The sequence below is a fragment of the Streptomyces sp. V2I9 genome (genome assembly GCF_030817475.1).
Lineage (GTDB): Bacteria > Actinomycetota > Actinomycetes > Streptomycetales > Streptomycetaceae > Streptomyces.
On sequence record NZ_JAUSZJ010000002.1, the window covers coordinates 951,561 to 972,413 of the forward strand.

Below are 20,853 nucleotides of genomic sequence, written 5' to 3' on the forward strand. Positions count from 1 at the left end.
GTCCGGCGCAGGTCGGCATCGACCGATAGTGTTCAGCATTGTCGAACCGAGGTGGAGGAGTACGGCGCGATGGCCAAGAACATCCAGTCGCTGGAGCGGGCGGCCGCGATGCTGCGTCTGCTGGCGGGCGGCGAGCGCCGGCTCGGGCTCTCCGACATCGCCTCCTCGCTGGGGCTGGCCAAGGGCACCGCGCACGGCATCCTGCGCACCCTCCAGCTGGAGGGGTTCGTGGAGCAGGACGCGGCCTCGGGCCGTTACCAGCTGGGCGCGGAGCTGCTGCGGCTGGGCAACAGCTATCTGGACGTCCACGAGCTGCGGGCGCGCGCCCTGGTCTGGACCGACGACCTGGCCCGCTCCAGCGGTGAGAGCGTCCACCTCGGGGTGCTGCACCAGCACGGCGTGCTGATCGTCCACCACGTCTTCCGGCCCGACGACAGCCGCCAGGTGCTGGAGGTCGGGGCGATGCAGCCGCTGCACTCCACGGCGCTGGGCAAGGTGCTGTCCGCGTACGACCCGGTGGCCCACAGCGAGGTCATGGAGGCGGAGCGCCGCTCCTTCACCGGGCGCACCGTCACCGCCGCCGACGATTTCGAGACGATGCTCGACCTGGTCCGCGCGCAGGGCTGGGCGGCCGACGCCGAGGAGACCTGGGAGGGCGTCGCGGCCGTGGCCGCCCCGGTGCACGACCGGCGGAGGATGCCGGTCGGGGCGGTCGCCGTGACCGGCGCGGTGGAGCGGGTGGCTCCGGCCGGGGTGCTGCGGCCCGAGCTGATCGCGGCCGTGCGCGACTGCGCCCGCGCCGTCTCGCGGGATCTGGGCGCCGGCCGCTTCTGAGCACCCTGGCCCATACCCGCACGGCCCCCTACCGCTCCGCCGCCCCGCGCGGGTACGCCGTACGACCCCCGCCCGCCCCGCGCGGGTACACGGCGCGGGCCGCCCTCATGCCGCGCTCCGGGCCCCCACGCACCGGCGCGCCCACGCTCCCGCCGCACGCGGGGTAACGATCGCGTCGCGCACCGAGTCGTGGCCCACAGAACCCTTGACGCTTCCTTCACTCGGGGGAAACACTGCCGTTCAACGGTCGGCATTGTCGAACGCCTAACGGCAATACGCGTTAGGGTGTGACAGTGCCAAGGGCCGGTCAAGCCCTTACAGGTGGGTTGCCCACGCTTCGTGGATACCCATCTGGGGCGCGGAACACCGGCGGGACCGGTGGTCCGCTCTCCCCTGGACGAAGGACAAAGGAGTCGCGGGTGTCCAGCTCCGACATTTTCATCGGCGAGACCATAGGTACCGCCGTACTCATCCTGCTCGGCGGCGGTGTCTGTGCCGCCGTCACGCTGAAGAGCTCCAAGGCCCGTGACGCGGGCTGGCTCGCCATCACCTTCGGGTGGGGCTTCGCGGTGCTGACCGCCGCCTACCTCGCCGGCGGGGTGTCAGGCGCCCATCTGAACCCCGCGGTCACGGTCGGCCTGGCCATCCAGGGCGGTACCGAGTGGGGTCACGTTCCCCTCTACCTCGGCTCGCAGCTGCTCGGCGCGATGATCGGCGCCCTGCTGGTCTGGGCGGTCTACTACGGCCAGTTCCACGCCCACCTGACCGACCCGGAGATCGTCGGGGCGAAGTCCGCCGACGAGGGCATGGTCGACCGGGCCGCCGCCCCGAAGGCGGGCCCGGTGCTCGGGATCTTCTCCACCGGTCCGGAGATCCGCAACGGCGTGCAGAACGTGATCACCGAGATCATCGCCACGGTCGTGCTGGTCCTGGCGATCCTGACCCAGGGCCTCAACGACGAGGGCAACGGCCTCGGCGTGCTCGGCGCGCTGATCACCTCCCTGGTCGTCGTCGGCATCGGCCTCTCGCTCGGCGGCCCGACCGGCTACGCCATCAACCCGGTCCGCGACCTCGGTCCGCGCATCGTGCACTCCCTGCTGCCGCTGCCGAACAAGGGTGGTTCGGACTGGGGCTACGCGTGGGTACCCATCGTGGGTCCGCTCGTCGGCGGCGCACTCGCCGGCGGGCTCTACAACCTCGCCTTCGCCTAGTCACCCCTCCACCACCTCACAGACCTCCGGGAGCACTCAGTGACCGACGCACACACCACCGGCACCCACGGCACCGGCCCGTTCATCGCGGCCATCGACCAGGGCACCACCTCCAGCCGCTGCATCGTCTTCGACAAGGACGGCCGGATCGTCTCCGTCGACCAGAAGGAGCACGAGCAGATCTTCCCGAAGCCGGGCTGGGTCGAGCACGACGCGACCGAGATCTGGGAGAACGTCCAGGAGGTCGTCGCCGGAGCCATCGTCAAGGCCGGCATCACCTCCGCCGACGTCAAGGCGATCGGCATCACCAACCAGCGTGAGACCACCCTGCTGTGGGACAGGCACACCGGTGAGCCGGTGCACAACGCGCTGGTCTGGCAGGACACCCGTACCGACGCGCTCTGCAAGGAGCTCGGCCGCAACGTGGGCCAGGACCGCTTCCGCCGCGAGACCGGGCTGCCGCTCGCCTCGTACTTCGCCGGCCCCAAGGTCCGCTGGCTGCTCGACAACGTCGAGGGACTGCGCGAGCGCGCCGAGCGCGGCGACATCCTCTTCGGCACCATGGACTCCTGGGTCATCTGGAACCTGACCGGCGGCACCGACGGCGGTGTGCACGTCACCGACGTCACCAACGCCTCCCGCACCCTCCTGATGAACCTGCACACCATGTCCTGGGACGAGAAGATCCTCTCCTCGATCGGCATCCCGGCCGCCGTGCTCCCCGAGATCCGCTCCTCCGCCGAGGTCTACGGCCACGCCAAGGGCGGCGTCCTCGACGGTGTGCCCGTCGCCTCCGCGCTCGGCGACCAGCAGGCGGCCCTGTTCGGCCAGACCTGTTTCGCCGAGGGCGAGGCCAAGTCCACGTACGGCACCGGCACGTTCATGCTGATGAACACCGGCTCCACCCCGGTGAACTCGTACAACGGGCTGCTCACCACGGTCGGTTACCAGATCGGCGACAAGCCCCCCGTGTACGCCCTGGAGGGCTCCATCGCGGTCACCGGTTCGCTGGTGCAGTGGATGCGCGACCAGATGGGCCTGATCAAGTCGGCCGCCGAGATCGAGACGCTGGCCTCCTCGGTCGAGGACAACGGGGGCGCCTACTTCGTGCCCGCCTTCTCGGGTCTCTTCGCCCCGTACTGGCGTCCCGACGCGCGGGGCGTGATCGCCGGCCTCACCCGCTACGTCACCAAGGCGCACATCGCCCGTGCCGTCCTGGAGGCCACCGCCTGGCAGACCCGCGAGATCAGCGACGCCATGACCAAGGACTCCGGCGTCGAGCTGACCGCGCTCAAGGTCGACGGCGGCATGACGTCCAACAACCTGCTGATGCAGACGCTCTCCGACTTCCTGGACGCGCCCGTGGTGCGCCCGATGGTCGCCGAGACCACCTGCCTCGGCGCCGCCTACGCCGCCGGTCTCGCCGTCGGCTTCTGGCCGGACACCGACGCGCTGCGCGCCAACTGGCGCCGGGCCGCCGAGTGGACACCCCGCATGGACGCGGACACCCGTGCCCGCGAGTACAAGAGCTGGCTCAAGGCCGTCGAACGGACCATGGGCTGGATCGAGGACGAAGAAAGCTGACGAGGAGCATCACCATGACCACCCTGCAGAGCGTTCCCGCCCTCGGAACGCACCCGGCCTCCGGCTCGCTGCCGAGCCGCGCCGAGACCCGTGACCAGCTGTCGCGGGCCACGTACGACCTCCTGGTCATCGGCGGCGGCATCCTGGGCATCTCCACCGCCTGGCATGCCGCGCAGGCCGGGCTGCGGGTGGCCCTGGTGGACGCCGGCGACTTCGCCGGCGCCACCTCCTCCGCCTCCTCCAAGCTCCTCCACGGCGGTCTGCGCTACCTCCAGACCGGCGCGGTGAAGCTGGTCGCGGAGAACCACTTCGAGCGGCGCGCGGTCTCCCGCGAGGTGGCCCCGCACCTGGCCAACCCGCTCACCTTCTACCTGCCGGTCTACAAGGGCGGCCCGCACGGCGCGGCCAAGCTCGGCGCGGGCGTCTTCGCCTACTCCGCGCTCTCCGCGTTCGGCGACGGCGTCGGCCACGTCATCTCCCCGGCCAAGGCCCAGCGCGACGTCCCGGAGCTGCGCACCGACAACCTCAAGGCCGTCGCGGTCTACGGCGACGACCAGATGAACGACGCCCGCATGGCGCTGATGACGGTCCGCGCGGCCGTCGACGCCGGCGCGGTCGTCCTCAACCACGCGGCCGTCACGGGTCTGCGCTTCACCCGCGGCCGGGTCACCGGCGCGGACCTCCAGGACCGCACCGACGGTACGGAGTTCGGCGTCACCGCCCGCCTCGTGCTGAACGCCACCGGCCCCTGGGTCGACCACCTGCGGAAGATGGAGGACCCGAACGCGGCCCCCTCCATCCGCCTCTCCAAAGGCGCGCACCTGGTCCTCAAGCGGACCCGGCCGTGGCGGGCGGCGCTGGCCACCCCGATCGACAAGTACCGCATCACGTTCGCGCTGCCGTGGGAGGACATGCTGCTCCTCGGCACGACCGACGAGGAGTACGAGGGCGATCCGGCGGACGTCGCGGTGACCGAGGCGGACACCGTGCAGATCCTCGACGAGGCGGCGTTCTCGATCAAGGACCAGCAGCTCTCGCGCGATCTGATCACGTACTCCTTCGCGGGTCTGCGGGTGCTGCCCGGCGGTCCGGGCGACACGTCCAAGGCCAAGCGCGAGACGGTCGTCACGGAGGGCCGCGGCGGGATGCTGTCGGTCGCCGGCGGCAAGTGGACGACCTTCCGCCACATCGGCCGCACCGTGATGAACAAGCTGGCCGCCCTGCCGGGCCACCCGCTGGCCGAGGACATGGAGCCGATGAACCGGCTGCCGAGGAAGCTGCCGCTGCCCGGTATCGCCAACCCGAACGCGGTCGCGCACCGGCTGCTGGTCGACGGTCCCGCGCCCGGCCCCCGGATGGCTCCGGACACCGCCCGGCACCTGGCCACGCACTACGGCTCGCTCGCCTTCGACATCGCCCGGCTGGCGAACGAGAACCCGGCGCTGGCCGAGCGCGTCCACCCGGACGCCCCGGAGATCTGGGCGCAGGTCGCCTACGCCCGCGACCACGAGTGGGCCGAGACGGCGGACGACGTGCTGCGCCGCCGGACCACGCTGACGATCCGCGGCCTGGCCACGGACGAGGTCCGCGAGGGCGTCGAGAAGCTGCTGGCCGACCGGGACTGAACCACCGATCCACCCCCCACGGGTACGGGGACGGGGGCGGCCTCCGCACGGGAGCCGCCCCCGTTCGGCGTCCGCGCGCGCCAGCGGCTCCTGACAGGGCGTCGGCCGCCCGTCCACGGCGGCGCGGGAGCCGTCCGGCCGCGGGTGTGCGGGGCCATGATGCACGGTTCCGCGCGTTGATCCACTCCTGGTGGCAGGGTTCACCCGGCCGTGCGGGAGGGCTGCGGACCGGGGCCCCGGAAGCCGTAAGGTTGCTCCGTACGCATGGAGTCAGCGGAAGGAGGCCCGGGTGATCGAGCTCGAGTCGGTGCCCGAGCTGGTCGACCCGGTCATGGTGGCCGCGTTCGAAGGCTGGAACGACGCCGGGGACGCCGCCTCCACAGCGGTCGGTCATCTGGACCGGGAGTGGAAGGGCGAGGTGTTCGCGGCGCTGGACGCCGAGGACTACTACGACTTCCAGGTCAACCGGCCCACGGTGTGGCTGGACGGCGGGACGCGGAAGATCACCTGGCCGACGACGCGGCTGTCCGTGGTGCGGGTGGGCGGCGAGAAGCCCCGCGACCTGGTCCTGGTGCGCGGCATCGAGCCGTCGATGCGCTGGCGGTCGTTCTGCAACGAGATCCTCGGCTTCGCCCATGAGCTGGGCGTCGAAATGGTCGTCATCCTGGGCGCGTTGCTCGGGGACACCCCGCACACCCGGCCGGTGCCGGTGAGCGGCGTCACCTCCGACCCGGACCTGGCGCGGACGATGGACCTGGAGGAGACCCGGTACGAGGGCCCCACGGGCATCGTGGGCGTGCTCCAGGAGGCGTGCACGCACGCCGGGGTGCCGGCGGTCAGCCTCTGGGCGGCGGTCCCGCACTACGTGTCGCAGCCGCCGAACCCGAAGGCGACGCTGGCCCTGCTGAACCGCCTGGAGGATCTGATCGGGCTGCGCATCCCGCTGGGCGAACTGCCCGAGGACGCGCGGGCCTGGCAGGTCGGTGTGGACCAACTCGCCTCGGAGGACAGCGAGGTGGCGGAGTACGTGCAGACGCTGGAGGAGGCGCGGGACACCGCGGAGCTGCCCGAGGCGTCCGGCGAGGCCATCGCCCGCGAGTTCGAGCGCTATCTGCGGCGCCGGGACGGCGGTCCCGGACAGGGGCCGGGCGGCCACGCCACGGAGTCCGGCGACGTACCGTATCTGCGCGACACCTCCGGCGGCCGCACGCGCCCCCCGAAGCCGCCGCGTCCGGAGACGGGGCGGGGCAAGGGTGCCGATGACCAGGGCGCCCGGGGATCTGACGAGGCGTCCGACGGCGAGGCGGGCGGACCGGACGGGCCGGGCGGGACGGCCCCCGGCGACGGCCCTGACCGTCCCGAGGGGGACTGACCGGAGAACGACAGGAGCGCCGCACGGGGAAACGATCCCGTGCGGCGCTCCTGTGCGTGGGGTCGGGCTCGGGCGCGGGGTAACTCCGCCGCGCGTCCCGGTCGCCGTGGTCCCCGGCCCCGTTGGCGCCGGTGACCTTCACGGAGGGCGGCCGGGCCGGACGGCTCGGCCGCCCTCCGTGCTACAGCGCGACCCCCAGCAGGGCGTCGACCGTACGCGAGACGAGGCCGGGCGCGCCCTCGTCCGTACCGCCCTCCGCGCCCTGCAGCGCGGCCCAGCGGTCCACCGCGGCCAGCGCGGCGGGGCTGTCCAGGTCGTCGGCGAGGGCCTCGCGGACCTCCTCGACCAGCGCGTCGGCGGACGGCCCGTCGGGGCGGGAGACGGCGGCCCGCCAGCGCGCCAGGCGCTCGACCGCGTCGGCCAGCACCTGGTCGCTCCACTCCCAGTCGGAACGGTAGTGACGGGAGAGCAGGGCGAGCCGGATGGCCGCCGGGTCCACGCCGTCCCGGCGCAGCGCCGAGACGAAGACCAGGTTGCCGCGCGACTTGGACATCTTCTCGCCGCCCAGGCCGACCATGCCCGCGTGGACGTACGCGCGGGCGAACGGGTGCTCGCCGGTCAGCGCCTGGGCGTGCGAGGCGCCCATCTCGTGGTGCGGGAAGGCCAGGTCGGAGCCGCCGCCCTGGACGTCGAAGCCCATGCCGAGGTGGTCCAGCGCGATGGCGACGCACTCGATGTGCCAGCCGGGGCGGCCCTCGCCCAGGGAGGCCCCGTCCCAGCTCGGCTCGCCCGGACGGGCGGCCATCCAGAGCATCGGGTCGAGGGGGTTCTTCTTGCCGGGGCGCTCCGGGTCTCCGCCGCGCTCGGCGGAGAGCAGGCGCATCGCCTCGGCGTCGAGGCCGGAGACCTCGCCGAAGTGCGGGTCGGCGTCGACGGAGAAGTAGGTGTCGCCGTCCAGGTCGTAGGCGGCGCCCGCGTCCCGGAGGCGTTCGACGAGGGGCACGATGCCCGGTATCGCCTCGACCGCTCCGATGTAGTGCCGCGGGGGCAGCATCCGCAGGGCGGTCATGTCCTCGCGGAAGAGTGCCGTCTCGCGCTCCGCGAGCTCGGTCCAGTCCTGACCGTCGCGCACGGCCCGCTCCAGCAGCGGATCGTCCACGTCGGTCACGTTCTGGACGTAGTGGACCTGCCGCTTGGTGTCGAGCCACACGCGCTGAACCAGGTCGAACGCGTTGTAGGTCGCCGCATGACCCATGTGGGTCGCGTCGTACGGCGTGATGCCGCAGACGTAGATGCGGGCGACGGGACCGGGGTCAAGGGTGATCCGTCCGCCGGTCGCGGTGTCGTGGATCCGAAGGTCGCGGCCCTTGCCGGGCAGGGCGGGGACCTCAGAAGCGGGCCAGGCATGCATGCCATGAGCGTAACCGGACGATGCTTCCGGATACGAACCGGATCCGGAATCCTGTCCGAAGAGGCACTCTTGCGGAACCGTCGGCGTCATGCGGGCGGACGGCGCGTCCTAGACGGGCGGCCAGGGGATCGGCGGCCACTGCCCGCTCGGCTGCGGGTGCACGCCGCTCCTGATCAGACCGGCGACCCGCTCCCGCAGGGCCGCCAGCTCGGCCGGGGTGATGAGTTCGGCCATCCGTGTGGCGAGGGCGGTTCCCGGTGCCAGCTCCGCGGTGAGACGGCCCAGTACCTGGCGGGCTTCCTCGGTGAGCGGCTCGCCGGCCCATCCCCAGAGCAGGGTCCGCAGTTTGTCGTCGGCGTTGAAGGTGACGCCGTGGTCGATGCCGAAGAGTCCTCCGCCGGCGCCGGGCAGCAGGTGCCCGCCCTTGCGGTCCCCGTTGTTGATCACCGCGTCCAGCACCGCGAGGCGCCGCAGCCGGGGATCGTCGGCGTGCACCAGCAGCGCGGTCCTCCCCTCCCCCACGTCCGCGAAGCCCACGGCCTTCCAGCCGTCGCCCGGCTCCTCGCCCTCGACGAGCGCCAGCAGGGAGGGCGCCTCCTCGTCGGACGCGGGACCGTCGATCCAGAGCTGACACATCCCCTGCCCGTACGGTCCGTCCCGCAGCACGGTCGGCGGCACCAGGTCCCAGCCGGTCGCGCGGGAGATCTCGTACGCGGCGACCTCGCGCTGGGCGAGGGTCCCGTCGGGGAAGTCCCAGAGCGGCTGCTCCCCCGCGACGGGCTTGTAGGCACAGGTGCGCTCCTCTCCCTGGTGCGCCACCGTGCAGTGCAGCACCGCGTTGGAGGCCCCGCCGACCTGCCCCAGGACGGTGAGCGTGCCCTCGGAGAGCAGGGTGAGCAACTCGGGGTCGGTCAGGCTCCGCGACGGTATCCGTTCTGGCGCGGGCATACGTGTCCTTCCGGGTCGAGCGGCAGGCTGCACAGCGGGCACGGCGGGCGGCCGGCGTTGACGACGTCCAGGGCACGCTTGGCGAAGGCACGGGCCTGGGCGCCGCTGAGCCGGACGCGGAGCATCGGCGGGCCGTTCTCCTCGTCCTGGAGGAGCTTCTCCTCGGCCTCCGCGAGGTCGTCCTCGGACTCGGCGTCGAGCTCGACGAGGGCCTGCGCCTCGACGATCATGCGCTGTTCCTCGCCGTCCCAGGCCAGGGCCATGGTGCCGACCCGGAACTCCTCCTCGACGGGCACGTCGAGCGGCGCGGTGTCGGTGACGTCGGTGGGGGCCACGGCGGGCACCGGGGAGTTGCCCCCGGTACGGCGCACGACCTCGTCGAGCAGTTCGTCGATCCGTTCGGCGAGCGCGGCGACCTGGGTCTTCTCCAGGGCCACGCTGGTGACCCGGCCCTGCGAGGACGCCTGCAGGAAAAACGTACGACGGCCAGGCAACCCGACCGTACCGGCCACGAATCGGTCCGGGGGGTCGTAGAGGAACACCTGACGGGACACGTCCTGCTCCCTTGAGCTTCGATGGTGGTGGGGCGGCGCTACGGCGCGTCCACCCTACTGCCCGGAGCGATCACGGCGCGCCCGCGCCGCCGCCGACCGTCGCCTCCGCCGTACCGGCTCCCGAGGAGGAGGCCGCCGCGTCCGCCCCGACGGGGTTCGCGCGCGGGGCGAGGGCCGCCAGGTCGCCGGTGTCCCCGAGCCGCAGGAGGAAGGGGCGCAGCCGGGTGTAGCGGATCGCGGTGACCGAGCAGGGGTCGACGTGGACGCGCTGGAAGAGGTCCAGGTGCATGCCCAGCGCGTCGGCCACCAGGGCCTTGATGATGTCGCCGTGCGAGCACATGACGTACGTGGCGTCCTCGCCGTGCTCGGCCTCGACGCGCTCGTTCCAGTCGCGTACGGCGTCGACGGCGCGGGCCTGCATCGCGCGCAGGGACTCGCCGCCGGGGAAGGCCGCGGCGGAGGGGTGCTGCTGCACGACGGCCATCAGGGGCTCGTCGGCGAGTTCGGCCAGCTTCCGCCCCGACCAGTCGCCGTAGTCGCACTCGCTGATCCGGTCCTCGGTGTGCAGGGGCAGGGCCGGGTCGGCGTCCAGGAGCGGCTGGAGGGTCTGCCGGCAGCGCTCCAGGGGGCTGCTGACGGCGAGGACCGGGGAGAGGGCGGACAGCCGGGCGGGAAGGGCCGCGGCCTGCTCGGCGCCGCGGTCGTCGAGGCGGACGCCGGGGGTGCGGCCCGCGAGCACTCCGGCGGTGTTGGCGGTGGAGCGTCCGTGGCGTACGAGGATCAGCGTGGGCATACCCGCCAGCCTAGAGGGCCGGGAAAGGTGCGTGAGGGGCGGTTCACGGGGAAGAATGCCCGCCGTGATCGTGGACTGTGCCATCTACCGGGACGGGCGCCGTACCGAGCGGCCCGCCGACTTCTCCGACGCTCTGGACGAGGCGCGCGCCTCGCACGACGCGTTCCTGTGGATCGGACTGCACGAGCCGACGGAGACGGAGTTCGATCTCGTGCGTGACGAGTTCGGGCTGCACCCGCTGGCCGTGGAGGACGCGCTGCGGGCGCACCAGCGGCCCAAGCTGGAGGTGTACGACGACTCGTTGTTCGCGGTGCTCAAGCCGGTCGTCTACGAGCCGGAGAGCGACACGGTCAGCGCCGACGAGCTGATGGTCTTCATCGGCGACGCGTTCGTGGTGACGGTCCGGCACGGCGAGGGCGCCCCGCTGGCGGCCGTGCGCCGCCGCCTGGAGGCCGAGCCCGAGGTGCTCAAGCATGGCCCGACCGCCGTGCTGTACGCGGTCAGCGACGCGGTCGTGGACCACTACATGGACGTGGCCGGGGAGCTCCAGGTCGACCTGGAGGAGCTGGAGACGGAGGTCTTCGCGCCGACCTCCTCGGGCGATTCGAAGAACACCGCCGCCCGGATCTACACGTTCAAGCGGCAGGTGCTGGAGTTCCGCCGGGCGGCCGGTCCGCTGACGGGCCCGATGACGCGGCTCGCGGGGGCGGGCGTGCCGTTCGTCCACGCGGACGCGCAGCCGTTCTTCCGGGACGTCGCCGACCACCTGACCCGCGCCAACGAGCAGGTGGAGGGGCTGGACCGGTTGCTCTCGGACATCCTGTCGGCGCATCTGGCGCAGATGGGCGTGCGGCAGAACGACGACATGCGCAAGATCTCCGCCTGGGCGGCCATGGCCGCCGTCCCCACGATGGTGGCGGGCATCTACGGCATGAACTTCGACCACATGCCGGAGCTGCACTGGTCGTGGACCTATCCGGCGGTGGTCGGTCTGATGGGCGTGGCCGTGGTCGGTCTGCACCGGCTGTTCAAGCGGCGCGGCTGGCTCTGAGGGCCCGTGGGTCCGGCGGCCGGGCTCAGGCGTATGCGTGTTCCGGGGCGGCGGGACCGCCCAGCGCGTCGCGCAGCCGCGGCGTCTCCAGGCGCACCATCCGCCGCCAGCCGACCAGGCGCTCGTAGGCGTACACCGCGTGGATGCCCGCGGCGAGCACGGCGGCCTTGGGGCGCGACCAGCCCAGCACGCGGCCCATGTTCGCCATCACCGCGAGGCTGACGTCGCGGTAGATCCGGATCTCGGCCAGGGCGCACTCGCGCATGGTCCGCTGGATGGTCCGCCCGTGCCCGGCGCGGGCGAGGCGCAGCAGTTCCTCGTGGCAGTAGGCGAGGTGGTTGTCCTCGTCGGCGGAGATCATCCTCACCGCGCGCCCGATGTCGGGGTGGTCGGCGAAGTACCGGCGCAGCAGGCGCATCTGCTCGGAGGCGCGCTGCTCGGTGACGCGGCTGTGGGCCAGATAGGTGATGATGTCGCGCTCGGTGAGCCGCTCCTCGCCCCGCAGCCGGGAGTGCGCGAGGCCGATGCCCTCCTGCTCCAGGAGCATCGTGTAGTCGGTCTCCGGCGGGACCTCGACCGGCGGCAGCCCGCGCTTCCTCAGCAGGGCGTTGAAGATCCGGCCGTGCTTGTCCTCGTCGGCGCCGTGCCGGACGATCTTGGGGGCCAGGTCGCGGCTGCCCTCCGGGACGAGGGCGGCGATCCGCGCGTTCTCCCAGCCGCCCTGGGCCTCTCCGCTCGCGGCGATGGAGCAGAAGAGCCGGTAGGACTCGTCGTTGTCCAGAATCTCCTGGAAAAGGGTCTGCGCTGAGAGCATGCCGGCCACCTCCGTACCCGTCGCCCGCCGAGCCGCACTCCGCGGGGCAGTAGTCCGCAGAGAGAGTCAACGGCCCGCCGGGGCGGTCGGCAACCGGAGCGGTCGCCGGCGGCGCGGTCGCGGGCGGCGCGCCCCACGCCGTAACCCCGGCGCGCCCGGCGCGTTGTTCCCGGTGACGGCCGTGGCGGGGAAGACCCCCGAGCCCCCACCACGGCCGTAGTGCTGCTCCGGGAGGATCAGGCGAGGCCGGACCGCTCCAGGGCGTCCGTACCGGCGCGCAGGGCGGTGAGCCGCTCCTCCAGGGTGAAGCCGGCCGGGGCGAGGTTCAGCGTGGTGACCCCGGCGGCGGCGTACGCCTGCATCCGCTCGGCGATCCGCTCGACGGGACCGAGCAGCGCGGTCTGGTCGATCAGCCGGTGCGGCACGGCGGCGGCGGCGCCCGCCTTGTCCCCGTCCAGGTACTTGTCCTGGATCTCGGCGGCCTCCTTCTCGTACCCCATGCGCTGGGCGAGCTGGTTGTAGAAGTTCTGCTTCCGGCTTCCCATGCCGCCGACGTACAGGGCGGTGTAGGGGCGGAACATGTCGGCGAGGCCGGTCACGTCGTCGCCGACCGCCAGCGGCAGCGTCGGGCTGACGTCGAAGCCCTCCATCGTCAGGCCGGCCTTCTCGCGGCCCGCGCGCAGCGGCTGGATCGCGGTCTCCTCCAGGTGCTCGGCCGAGGGGAAGATCAGCAGGGCGCCGTCGGCGATCTCGCCGGTCTGCTCCAGGTTCTTGGGGCCGATCGCGGCGATGTAGAGCGGGATGTGCTCGCGCTGGGGGTGCACGGTGAGCTTGATCGGCTTGCCCGGACCGCCGGGGAGCGGCAGCGTCCAGTGCGCGCCCTCGTACGCCACCCGCTCGCGGGTCATCGCCTTGCGGACGATCTCCACGTACTCGCGGGTGCGGGCCAGCGGCTTGTCGAACTTCACGCCGTACCAGCCCTCGGAGACCTGCGGGCCCGAGACGCCGAGGCCGAGGCGGAAGCGGCCGCCGGAGAGCGAGTCGAGGGTGGCGGCGGTCATCGCCGTCATGGTGGGCTGACGGGCCGGGATCTGCATGATCGCGGAGCCGACGTCGATCGATTCGGTCTGGGCCGCGACCCAGGTCAGCACGGTGGGGGCGTCGGAGCCGTACGCCTCGGCCGCCCAGCAGACGTCGTAGCCGAGCCGGTCGGCCTCCTGCGCGACGGCCAGGTTGTCGCCGTCCATGCCGGCGCCCCAGTAACCGAGATTGATGCCGAGCCGCATAGCCGCTCCCCTTACTGATCAGTAACGTCCCTTGCTCCGGACTCTAGCGCGGGCGGCGGCGATGCGGCAGGCCCGGCGGACCTCCGCTTGTCCACAGGCCTCCACCCGGCGGGGCATCGGCCAGTAATCTCAGCCCCCATGGAGCAGAGGTATCTCGGCCGTACCGGCCTTCGCGTGTCCCGGATCGGGCTCGGCACCCTCACGTGGGGCCGGGACACGGACGAGCACGACGCCGCCGACCTGCTGAAAGCCTTCTGGGACGCGGGCGGCACCCTGGTGGACACCGCCGATGTGTACGGGGGCGGCGAGGCCGAACACCTGCTCGGGCGGCTCGTCGACAGCCTGATCCCCCGTCAGGACCTGGTCATCGCCACGAAGGCCGGGAACGTCCCCGACCCCTACCGCCGCGTCAACGGTTCGCGCGGGCACCTGCTGGCCGCTCTGGACGCGTCCCTGGAACGGCTCGGCACGGACTACGTGGACCTGTGGCAGGTCCACGCCTTCGATCCGGCGACCCCGCTGGAGGAGACGCTCCAGGCGGTGGACCAGGCCGTCTCCTCCGGCCGGGTCCGGTACGCGGGCGTGTCGAACTTCTGCGGCTGGCAGCTGGCGAAGGCCGCGACCTGGCAGCTCGCCACGCCCGGTGTGCGTACCCGGCTGGCCAGTACGCAGATGGAGTACTCGCTGCTCCAGCGGGGCATCGAGCGCGAGGTGCTGCCCGCCGCACTGGACCTGGGGATCGGGCTGCTGCCGTCCTCGCCGCTGGGACGCGGTGTCCTCACCGGCAAGTACCGCCAGGGCACCCCGTCCGGCTCGCGGGGGGCGTCCGAGCGGCTGGCCCCGTTCGTCGAGCCGTACCTCGACGACGCGGCGGCCCGGATCGTGGACGCGGTGGCGACGGCCGCGGACGGCCTGGCGACGAGTCCGCTCCAGGTGGCGCTCGCCTGGGTCCGGGACCGGCCCGGTGTGACCGCCCCGATCGTCGGCGCGCGCAACGCGGCGCAGCTCACGGAGGCTTTGTCGGTGGAGGTGCTTAGTCTTCCCTACGAGATCCGCCAGGCGCTCGACGATGTGTCGGCGCCCGTGCACCGCTATCCCGACCAGGACTGGAGCACCCTGTGACTGCGCTTCCCGGGGAAACCCCCGGCACGGACGACGCGACGGCCGAGGACGCGCCGGCCGCCGCCCCCGCGCCCGGGGACGGCGCCGAGCTCTCGGACGGCGGCTCCGAGACGCCTCCCGCCGCCGAGAACGGGGAGACCGGCACGCCCGAGACCGCGCCCGCGGACGGCACCGCGGACGCGACGCCCGAAGCCGACGCCTCCGACACCACACCGGGGGGCGGCTCCTCCGAGGCCACGACCGCCGCCGAGCTCTCGGAGGCGCAGGCCGAGCTGGCCGCACAGCGTGAGCTGCGGGAGCGGATCGAGAAGCGCAAGGCGGAGAAGGCCACGCCCATCTCCGCGGGCGGGGGTCTGAGCGGCACGGCCGCCGATCTGCTCGCGGCCGTCCGGGCGGTGGAGAGCGGCGAGAAGGCGGGCACCACGTTCTTCGCCCGGTCCGCTCCCGCCCCGGCCCCCGCTCCGCGCCCGGCCTCCCCCGGTTCCGCCCCGGCCGCCGCACAGCCGCCCCGGACCGCCGTGCCCGCGACCGCCCCCGCGCCGCAGGCCGCCTCGCCGGAGGCCCTGGACGCGGTGCGCGCGGTGCTCACGGAGGGCGGGGCGCCCGAGGCCCTGGCGCGTACGGCGCTCGGCGCGCTGGGCGAGCAGGCGGCCGGGCTGCTGCGTACCGACCCCTGGCATCTCCTGGCCGTGCCCGGCGTGCGGCCGGAGCAGGCCGACGGCTTCGCACGGGCGCTGCTGGGCGCGGAGTGCGGCCCGGACGACGGGCGCAGGACGGCCGCACTGGTCGGCTGGCTGCTGGAGCGCGCCGCCCTCCAGGGGCACACCGCGCTGGATGCCGATGCCGTACGGACGGCGCTCGCCGGACACGCGGTCCGCGACCCGGACGCCGCGGTGCTGAACGCCGTGGAGGAGGGCGTCGCCCTGCTCTTCCGGGAAGGCGGCGACCCGGAGCCGGACGGGACCGGGGCGGACGGGACCGGGGCGGACGAGGGCGAAGCGCGCGGGGCGGGCCCCGCGGAGGGCGCCGACGCGGCCGGGGAGCCCGTCCGGGTGCTGCTGGGCCTGGACCGCTACGCCCTGGCCGAGGAGAGCCTCGCGGACGGCCTGGCCCGGCTGGTCAACACCTGCGAGAAGGCCGCCGACTGGACGGAGGCGGCCGCCGCCGCACCGAGCTCCTCGGCCGCCGAGTTGATCCGTACGGTCGCCTCGGCCGGACTGGTCGTGCACAGCGGCGGCGAGGCGGCACGGGCCGAGCCCGCCGCGCTGATCGTGGCGGCTCGCGGCCTGGGCCTGCGGGCGCTGGGCGCGGCCCACAGCGAGGACGGCCGCCGCCGGCTCGCGGAGGCCACCGGTGATCCCGGCACGGCGGTCACCCTGGCCGGCCTCCTCTCCGGCGCCCAGGGCCCCGGCCGCGACGAGGACGGGGCGCTCGCCCTGGACCTGCTGGTCGTGCTGGACGCCCCGCAGCTGGACGTGGAGGGCGCGGCGGTCCTGGTGGAGGCGCTGGCCGACGGGGCCCGGCTGGTCCTGAGCGGCGATCCCGGCGTGCTGGGCTCGGCGGGGGCCGGGCGGGTCTTCGCCGATGTGCTGGCCGCCCGCGCCTGCCCGCAGGTCGTCTCCCGCACCCCGGACCCCGGACCGATCGGCGAACTGGTCTCCGGCATCGGCATCGGCGAGCTGAACCAGGTCGACGCTCCGGGCAAGGAGGTGGTGATCGTCCCGGTGCGCGACGCGGGAGAGGCGGTCCACCGCACCGTGCAGCTGGTCGCCGACTCGGTGCCCCGCGCGTTCTCCATCCCCGCCGAGGAGACCCAAGTGATCACCGTGGGCCATGGCGGAGCCGCCGGGACCAGGGCGTTGAACGAGGCGCTGAAGCAGCGGCTCAATCCGGGCCCCGGCCGGTTCGGCGGGTTCGACCCGGGCGACCGCGTGGTCCATGTGCCCGCGCCCGGCCGGGCGGTGCCCGGAGTGGTGCGCTCGGCCGACGCGGAGGGCCTGCGGCTGGACTGCGGCGGCGTCCCCGTCGTCGTACCGCAGGAGCGGGTGGAGTCGTCGGTGCGGCACGGCTGGGCCCTCAGCGCCCACCAGGCGGCCGGGATGCGCTGGCCCGCCGTGGTCGTCGTGCTGCCGGGCGACGCCGTGCAGGGGCTGAGCCGGCCGTGGGTGTACACGGCGTTCGGCCGCGGCGAGCGGCATCTGTCGGTGGTCCACGGGGCCGACCGGGCGCTCCCGCACGCGGTGGCGGAGATTCCGGCCCAGGAGCGGACGACCCGGCTGCGCCCGCTGCTGGAGGCGCTTCCGACGCCCGACGCGGCGTCCCTGAGCGGATGAGCGACGCCGGACGGAACCGCCCCCGACCGTGACGGCCCGCACGTCGGCGGGGCGGGGCCGCACGGACGGCGGCGGGCCCGGACAGCGGTGGGGCCCGGTGCGTGGTGCACCGGGCCCCACCGTCGCGTCCGGTGCGGGTCGGGGGGGAGCGGGACGGGTCAGCGTTCACCCGCCGCGGGTCCGGCGAAGTCCTCGTCGGCCTCGTCCTCCTCGTCGAAGACCGCGCTGACGTCGAAACGGCAGACGACCAGTTCGGGGTCGGCGTCGTCGAACGGGGCACCCAGCCACTCCCCCGGCTCCGGCGCGGTGTCGGCGGCCGAGACCCAGAGCGTGGAGTCGCCCTCCTCCAGGCCGAACTCCTTGTGCCGGGAGGCGATCTCGTCCGGTTCGTACTCGCCGAAGAGGACGCCGAGCGCGGCGTGGACGCTGGTACCGACCACGGGCGCCGTGTCCGGCCGGCCGCCGGGACCCGCGTCGAGGTCGGCGAGCCGCTGGGCCTGGGCGAGGAGGCGCGGGGGCTCCGCGACCACGTAGTCGCGCCGGATCAGGACGCTGAGCGCGCTGGGCTCGGCGGGACCGGCGTAGGGAGGCAGGGAGCCGTCCGCGCCGGGGATCTCGAAGGGGGTGACTTCGTCGTGACGGTCGTAGAGGAGTTCGTCGTAGACCTCGGCGGCAGCGGCAAGGGCGTTGAACGCGTCGTAGACGGCGGGGTCGTCGTCCCCGGTACGGCGTTCGACCGCGTCGAGGTGACGGTCGATCGCGGTTTTGACCGCTTCGGCGGCGGCACGTACCTCGGCAGCGGTGGGCTGCGCAGCATCAGACATAGTGCAGACGCTATCCGTACCAGGGCTCTGCCCGCACAATAGATGCGATGCCGGAATACGAATTCATCGACGTGTACGTGCCGCGCGGGGTGTCCCGCAAGGAAGCGGCCCGACTCCTGACCGACCACGCCGAGTACGGACACTGGGAGCTGGACCGCCTGACGCTCCGCAGGGACGGCAGCCGCCGGGTGCGGCTGCGCCGCCGGATCATCCGTCAGCTCCGGGCCACCTGGTGACATGGAGCGGGCCCCGCGATCGCGGGGCCCGCTCTTCATGCTTCGGCTCTGCCGTGGCCTGCGTGCCGGGTCAGGCGGCGCTGCGCGTGCGGCGGTAGAGCACCGATCCCGCTCCGGCGAGCAGCAGTCCGGCGGCGGCGGGGATGAGCACGTCGAGCCCGTCCCCACCGGTCTGCGCGAGCTGCTCCTCGGGGAAGTGGGGCTCGGGGGTGTTCGGCTCGGGCGGCTGGTTGACCGGCGGGTCGACCGGCTTCTCCGGGGTGACCGGAGGCTTCTCCGGCTGCTCGGGCGGCGGGGGCGGAACCTCGGAGTCGTTGGAGCAGCTGTTGCCGAAGACGGGGTTGAGCAGCCCGACGACGCTGATGCTGTTGCCGCAGAGGTTCACGGGGATGTCGATCGGCGCCTGGATCGAGTTGCCGGAGAGGATGCCGGGCGAGCCCTGGGCGACCCCTTCGGCCGTGGCACCGCCGCCGCCCGGGGCCCGGTGGCGTCCGGTGCCGGGCTCGGTGTGGCGGTCCGACGCGGTGGTGTCTCCGGCCCGCGCGCCGTTGCCGGAGCCGCCGGGGACCGTGCGGTTCTCCGGGGCGGCCGAGCGGTCGCCGGCGCGGCCGGATTCCGTCGTTCCGTTTCCGCAGTCGTTTCCGCCGGCCGGGTTGAGCAGTCCGCCGACGCTGACGGAGTTGCCGCAGACGTTGACCGGGATCTCGACCGGGACCTGGATCGAGTTGCCGGACAGCACGCCCGGGGAGCCGGCCGCCGTGGCGCCCGCTCCGGAGTCGGCGTGGGCGTATCCGCCACTGAGTGCGAGCACACCGCCCGCAGCCGCCATGGTGATCAGGCCTTTACGAGTGACCTGTCGCATAGGTTCGTTTCCTGCCTTCTGGCTTCCGAAAAACCCCCGGACATGACCGTGCGGGAGCCGAATGCCGAACAGTCCCGGAGTGCATGGAGTGCACTCCGGGACCGGTCGAGCTCAAACCCTTACGGGTTGACGTTCAACGTCAGGCGTTGACGCAGGTGTTGCCGAAGGCGGGGTTCAGCAGACCGATCACGGAGACCGTGTTGCCGCACAGGTTGATCGGCACGTGGACCGGGACCTGGACGACGTTGCCGGAGAGCACGCCGGGGCTGCCGATGGCCGCACCCTGGGCGCCCGCGTCGGCGGAAGCCATGCCCGCACCCGCGAGAACGAGGCCACCGGTAGCAGCCGCAACTGCGACGACCTTCTTGATCATGATTCCTCCTAGTTGGAAAGCGCGGTCCCAGCCGCGGACCGCACACCATGTAACGAGGAGGGTGTGGCGGGGCTACGTGTGAACGGCTCGTTTCACTCGTTCGGACATCTCCGCACAGGTGGACGAATCAAGGGCGCATCGGTCACCGGGCGGTCAGGAGTGGTCGATGAACCGGTCGAGCACCCGCACGCCGAACTGGAGCCCGTCGACCGGGACCCGCTCGTCCACCCCGTGGAACATCCCGGCGAAGTCCAGCTCCGGCGGCAGCTTCAGCGGGGCGAAGCCGAAGCCCCGGATGCCCAGGTCGTCGAAGGACTTGGCGTCGGTGCCGGCCGAGAGCATGTACGGCACGGCACGGGCGATCGGGTCCTCCGCGACCAGCGCGGTCTGCATGGCGTCGACCAGGGCGCCGTCGAACGTGGTCTCCAGGGCCTTGTCCGCGTGCACGTCCTCGCGCCGGACGTTGGGCCCGAGGATGCGGTCCAGGTCGGCCAGGAACTCCTCCTCGTACCCCGGCAGGTACCGGCCGTCCACGTGTGCCGTCGCCTGGCCCGGAATGACGTTGACCTTGTAGCCCGCGCCGAGCTGGGTGGGGTTGGCGGTGTTCTGGAGGGAGGCGCCGATGAGCTTGGCGATGCCGCCCAGCTTGGCGAGCGTCTCGTCCATGTTCTCCGGGTCCAGCTCGGTGCCCAGCGCGTCCGAGAGCTCGTCCAGGAAGTGCCGCAGCGTCTTGGTGACCCGCACCGGGAACTTGTGCCGGCCCAGCCGCCCGACCGCCTCGGACAGCTCGGTGATGGCGTTGTCCTTGTGGATCATCGAGCCGTGTCCGGCGGTGCCGTCCACGGTCAGCTTCATCCAGTGCATGCCCTTCTGGGCCGTCTCCACCAGATACAGCCGCAGGTTCTCGTCGACGGTGAAGGAGAAGCCGCCCACCTCGCTGATCGCCTCGGTGACGCCCTCGAAGAGTCCGGGGTGGTGGTCCACGAGATAGCGGGCCCCGTACGTGCCGCCCGCCTCCTCGTCCGCGAGGAAGGCCAGCACGATGTCGCGCGGGGGCTTGCGGCCGGTGCGCATCCTCTCCCGTACGACCGCGAGGGTCATCGCGTCCATGTCCTTCATGTCGACCGCGCCCCGGCCCCAGACGCAGCCGTCCGCGATCTCCCCGGAGAACGGGTCGTGCGTCCAGTCCGCCGCGTTGGCCGGGACGACGTCGGTGTGCCCGTGGATGAGGAGCGCCGGGCGCGAGGGGTCCTCACCCTCGATCCGGGCGACGGTGGAGGCCCGCCCCTTGTGCGACTCGAAGATCTGCGGCTCCAGACCGACCTCCGCGAGCTTCTCCGCCACGTACTCGGCCGCGAGCCGCTCACCGGGCCCCGAGTGGTCGCCGTAGTTGCTGGTGTCGATCCGGATCAGGTCACGACAGAGGTCGACGACCTCCTGCTCGGCGTTGCCGCCCGTCCCGGTCCGGCCCGTGCTGCTCTCGCTCACGCTGGTTCCCTCCGCTGTCGCTGTGGTGCTCCTCCTCATCCTCCCGCGCCCACGGCGTACACCCAAGGGCGCACACCCCCCGTCACGCACCGTTCACAGCAACCGGGGCGTGATCGAGCACCCTCGAATGTT

Annotated in this window: 19 protein-coding genes; 9 read left to right on the plus strand and 10 right to left on the minus strand. The window is 72.9% G+C overall.

Translation table 11 applies throughout. From position 1 onward, the window contains the following. The first annotated feature begins 69 nt into the window (after positions 1–69). From QFZ71_RS04245 to QFZ71_RS04265, 5 genes are all read left to right on the plus strand, one after another. Positions 70–834: an IclR family transcriptional regulator gene (locus QFZ71_RS04245; protein ID WP_307666902.1), complete on the plus strand. Its 765-nt coding sequence runs from the start codon at positions 70–72 to the stop codon at positions 832–834. A 419-nt stretch (positions 835–1,253) separates the two neighbouring features. Continuing rightward, complete coding sequence (locus tag QFZ71_RS04250; protein ID WP_307666903.1) at positions 1,254–2,045, plus strand: MIP/aquaporin family protein; 792 nt, start codon at positions 1,254–1,256, stop codon at positions 2,043–2,045. Between the two features lie 39 nt (positions 2,046–2,084). Further along, positions 2,085–3,629, plus strand: a complete 1,545-nt coding sequence (glpK, locus tag QFZ71_RS04255; protein WP_307666904.1) for a glycerol kinase GlpK — start codon at positions 2,085–2,087, stop codon at positions 3,627–3,629. A 14-nt stretch (positions 3,630–3,643) separates the two neighbouring features. Further along, positions 3,644–5,254, plus strand: a complete 1,611-nt coding sequence (locus QFZ71_RS04260; protein ID WP_307666905.1) for a glycerol-3-phosphate dehydrogenase/oxidase — start codon at positions 3,644–3,646, stop codon at positions 5,252–5,254. A gap of 289 nt (positions 5,255–5,543) precedes the next feature. Beyond that, complete coding sequence (locus QFZ71_RS04265; RefSeq protein ID WP_307666906.1) at positions 5,544–6,626, plus strand: PAC2 family protein; 1,083 nt, start codon at positions 5,544–5,546, stop codon at positions 6,624–6,626. A 181-nt stretch (positions 6,627–6,807) separates the two neighbouring features. Here the strand turns inward: QFZ71_RS04265 and mshC are convergent, their stop codons facing one another. From mshC to QFZ71_RS04285, 4 genes are all read right to left on the minus strand, one after another. Beyond that, positions 6,808–8,037 carry a cysteine--1-D-myo-inosityl 2-amino-2-deoxy-alpha-D-glucopyranoside ligase gene (gene mshC, locus QFZ71_RS04270; RefSeq protein ID WP_307666907.1) on the minus strand — a complete coding sequence of 410 codons (1,230 nt, stop codon included), beginning with the start codon at positions 8,035–8,037 and terminating at the stop codon, positions 6,808–6,810. Positions 8,038–8,145: 108 nt separating this feature from the next. Then, positions 8,146–8,985, minus strand: a complete 840-nt coding sequence (locus QFZ71_RS04275) for an SCO1664 family protein (RefSeq protein ID WP_307666908.1) — start codon at positions 8,983–8,985, stop codon at positions 8,146–8,148. Beyond that, complete coding sequence (locus tag QFZ71_RS04280) at positions 8,949–9,539, minus strand: DUF3090 domain-containing protein (RefSeq protein WP_307666909.1); 591 nt, start codon at positions 9,537–9,539, stop codon at positions 8,949–8,951. The genes QFZ71_RS04275 and QFZ71_RS04280 overlap by 37 nt, the downstream gene beginning before the upstream one ends. A 70-nt stretch (positions 9,540–9,609) precedes the next feature. Next, on the minus strand, positions 9,610–10,332 hold the full coding sequence (locus QFZ71_RS04285; protein ID WP_307666910.1) for a histidine phosphatase family protein: 723 nt from the start codon (positions 10,330–10,332) through the stop codon (positions 9,610–9,612). A 55-nt stretch (positions 10,333–10,387) separates the two neighbouring features. On the opposite strand from QFZ71_RS04285, the gene corA reads away from it, so the two are divergent. Further along, the gene (gene corA / locus QFZ71_RS04290; protein WP_307666911.1) at positions 10,388–11,383 is read left to right on the plus strand and encodes a magnesium/cobalt transporter CorA; all 996 of its coding nucleotides are present in this window, start codon (positions 10,388–10,390) and stop codon (positions 11,381–11,383) included. A gap of 25 nt (positions 11,384–11,408) precedes the next feature. On the opposite strand, the gene QFZ71_RS04295 is transcribed toward corA, so the two are convergent. Further along, a complete protein-coding gene (locus QFZ71_RS04295; RefSeq protein WP_307666912.1) occupies positions 11,409–12,197 on the minus strand; it encodes a ferritin-like domain-containing protein in 789 nt (262 codons plus the stop codon). Positions 12,198–12,433: 236 nt separating this feature from the next. Beyond that, complete coding sequence (locus QFZ71_RS04300; RefSeq protein ID WP_307666913.1) at positions 12,434–13,483, minus strand: LLM class F420-dependent oxidoreductase; 1,050 nt, start codon at positions 13,481–13,483, stop codon at positions 12,434–12,436. Between the two features lie 138 nt (positions 13,484–13,621). Here QFZ71_RS04300 and QFZ71_RS04305 point away from each other — a divergent pair, with 138 nt between their 5' ends. Both QFZ71_RS04305 and QFZ71_RS04310 read left to right on the plus strand, forming a co-directional pair. Beyond that, positions 13,622–14,605: an aldo/keto reductase gene (locus QFZ71_RS04305; protein ID WP_307666914.1), complete on the plus strand. Its 984-nt coding sequence runs from the start codon at positions 13,622–13,624 to the stop codon at positions 14,603–14,605. Next, on the plus strand, positions 14,602–16,938 hold the full coding sequence (locus QFZ71_RS04310) for a helix-hairpin-helix domain-containing protein (RefSeq protein ID WP_307666915.1): 2,337 nt from the start codon (positions 14,602–14,604) through the stop codon (positions 16,936–16,938). Before QFZ71_RS04305 ends, QFZ71_RS04310 begins: the two co-directional genes overlap by 4 nt. Before the next feature lie 158 nt (positions 16,939–17,096). Here the strand turns inward: QFZ71_RS04310 and QFZ71_RS04315 are convergent, their stop codons facing one another. Continuing rightward, positions 17,097–17,762, minus strand: a complete 666-nt coding sequence (locus QFZ71_RS04315) for a hypothetical protein (protein ID WP_307666916.1) — start codon at positions 17,760–17,762, stop codon at positions 17,097–17,099. Between the two features lie 47 nt (positions 17,763–17,809). Here QFZ71_RS04315 and QFZ71_RS04320 point away from each other — a divergent pair, with 47 nt between their 5' ends. Next, positions 17,810–17,998: a DUF5703 family protein gene (locus QFZ71_RS04320; protein ID WP_030114174.1), complete on the plus strand. Its 189-nt coding sequence runs from the start codon at positions 17,810–17,812 to the stop codon at positions 17,996–17,998. A 70-nt stretch (positions 17,999–18,068) separates the two neighbouring features. Here the strand turns inward: QFZ71_RS04320 and QFZ71_RS04325 are convergent, their stop codons facing one another. The 3 genes from QFZ71_RS04325 to QFZ71_RS04335 all read right to left on the minus strand — a co-directional run bounded on the left by QFZ71_RS04325 (position 18,069) and on the right by QFZ71_RS04335 (position 20,721). Beyond that, positions 18,069–18,860 (minus strand): chaplin, encoded by a 792-nt coding sequence (locus QFZ71_RS04325; protein ID WP_307666917.1) that lies wholly within the window; start codon positions 18,858–18,860, stop codon positions 18,069–18,071. A gap of 139 nt (positions 18,861–18,999) precedes the next feature. Continuing rightward, the gene (gene chpH / locus QFZ71_RS04330; RefSeq protein ID WP_015607544.1) at positions 19,000–19,233 is read right to left on the minus strand and encodes a chaplin ChpH; all 234 of its coding nucleotides are present in this window, start codon (positions 19,231–19,233) and stop codon (positions 19,000–19,002) included. A gap of 153 nt (positions 19,234–19,386) precedes the next feature. Then, a complete protein-coding gene (locus QFZ71_RS04335) occupies positions 19,387–20,721 on the minus strand; it encodes a M20/M25/M40 family metallo-hydrolase (RefSeq protein ID WP_307666918.1) in 1,335 nt (444 codons plus the stop codon). Positions 20,722–20,853: the final 132 nt, after the last annotated feature.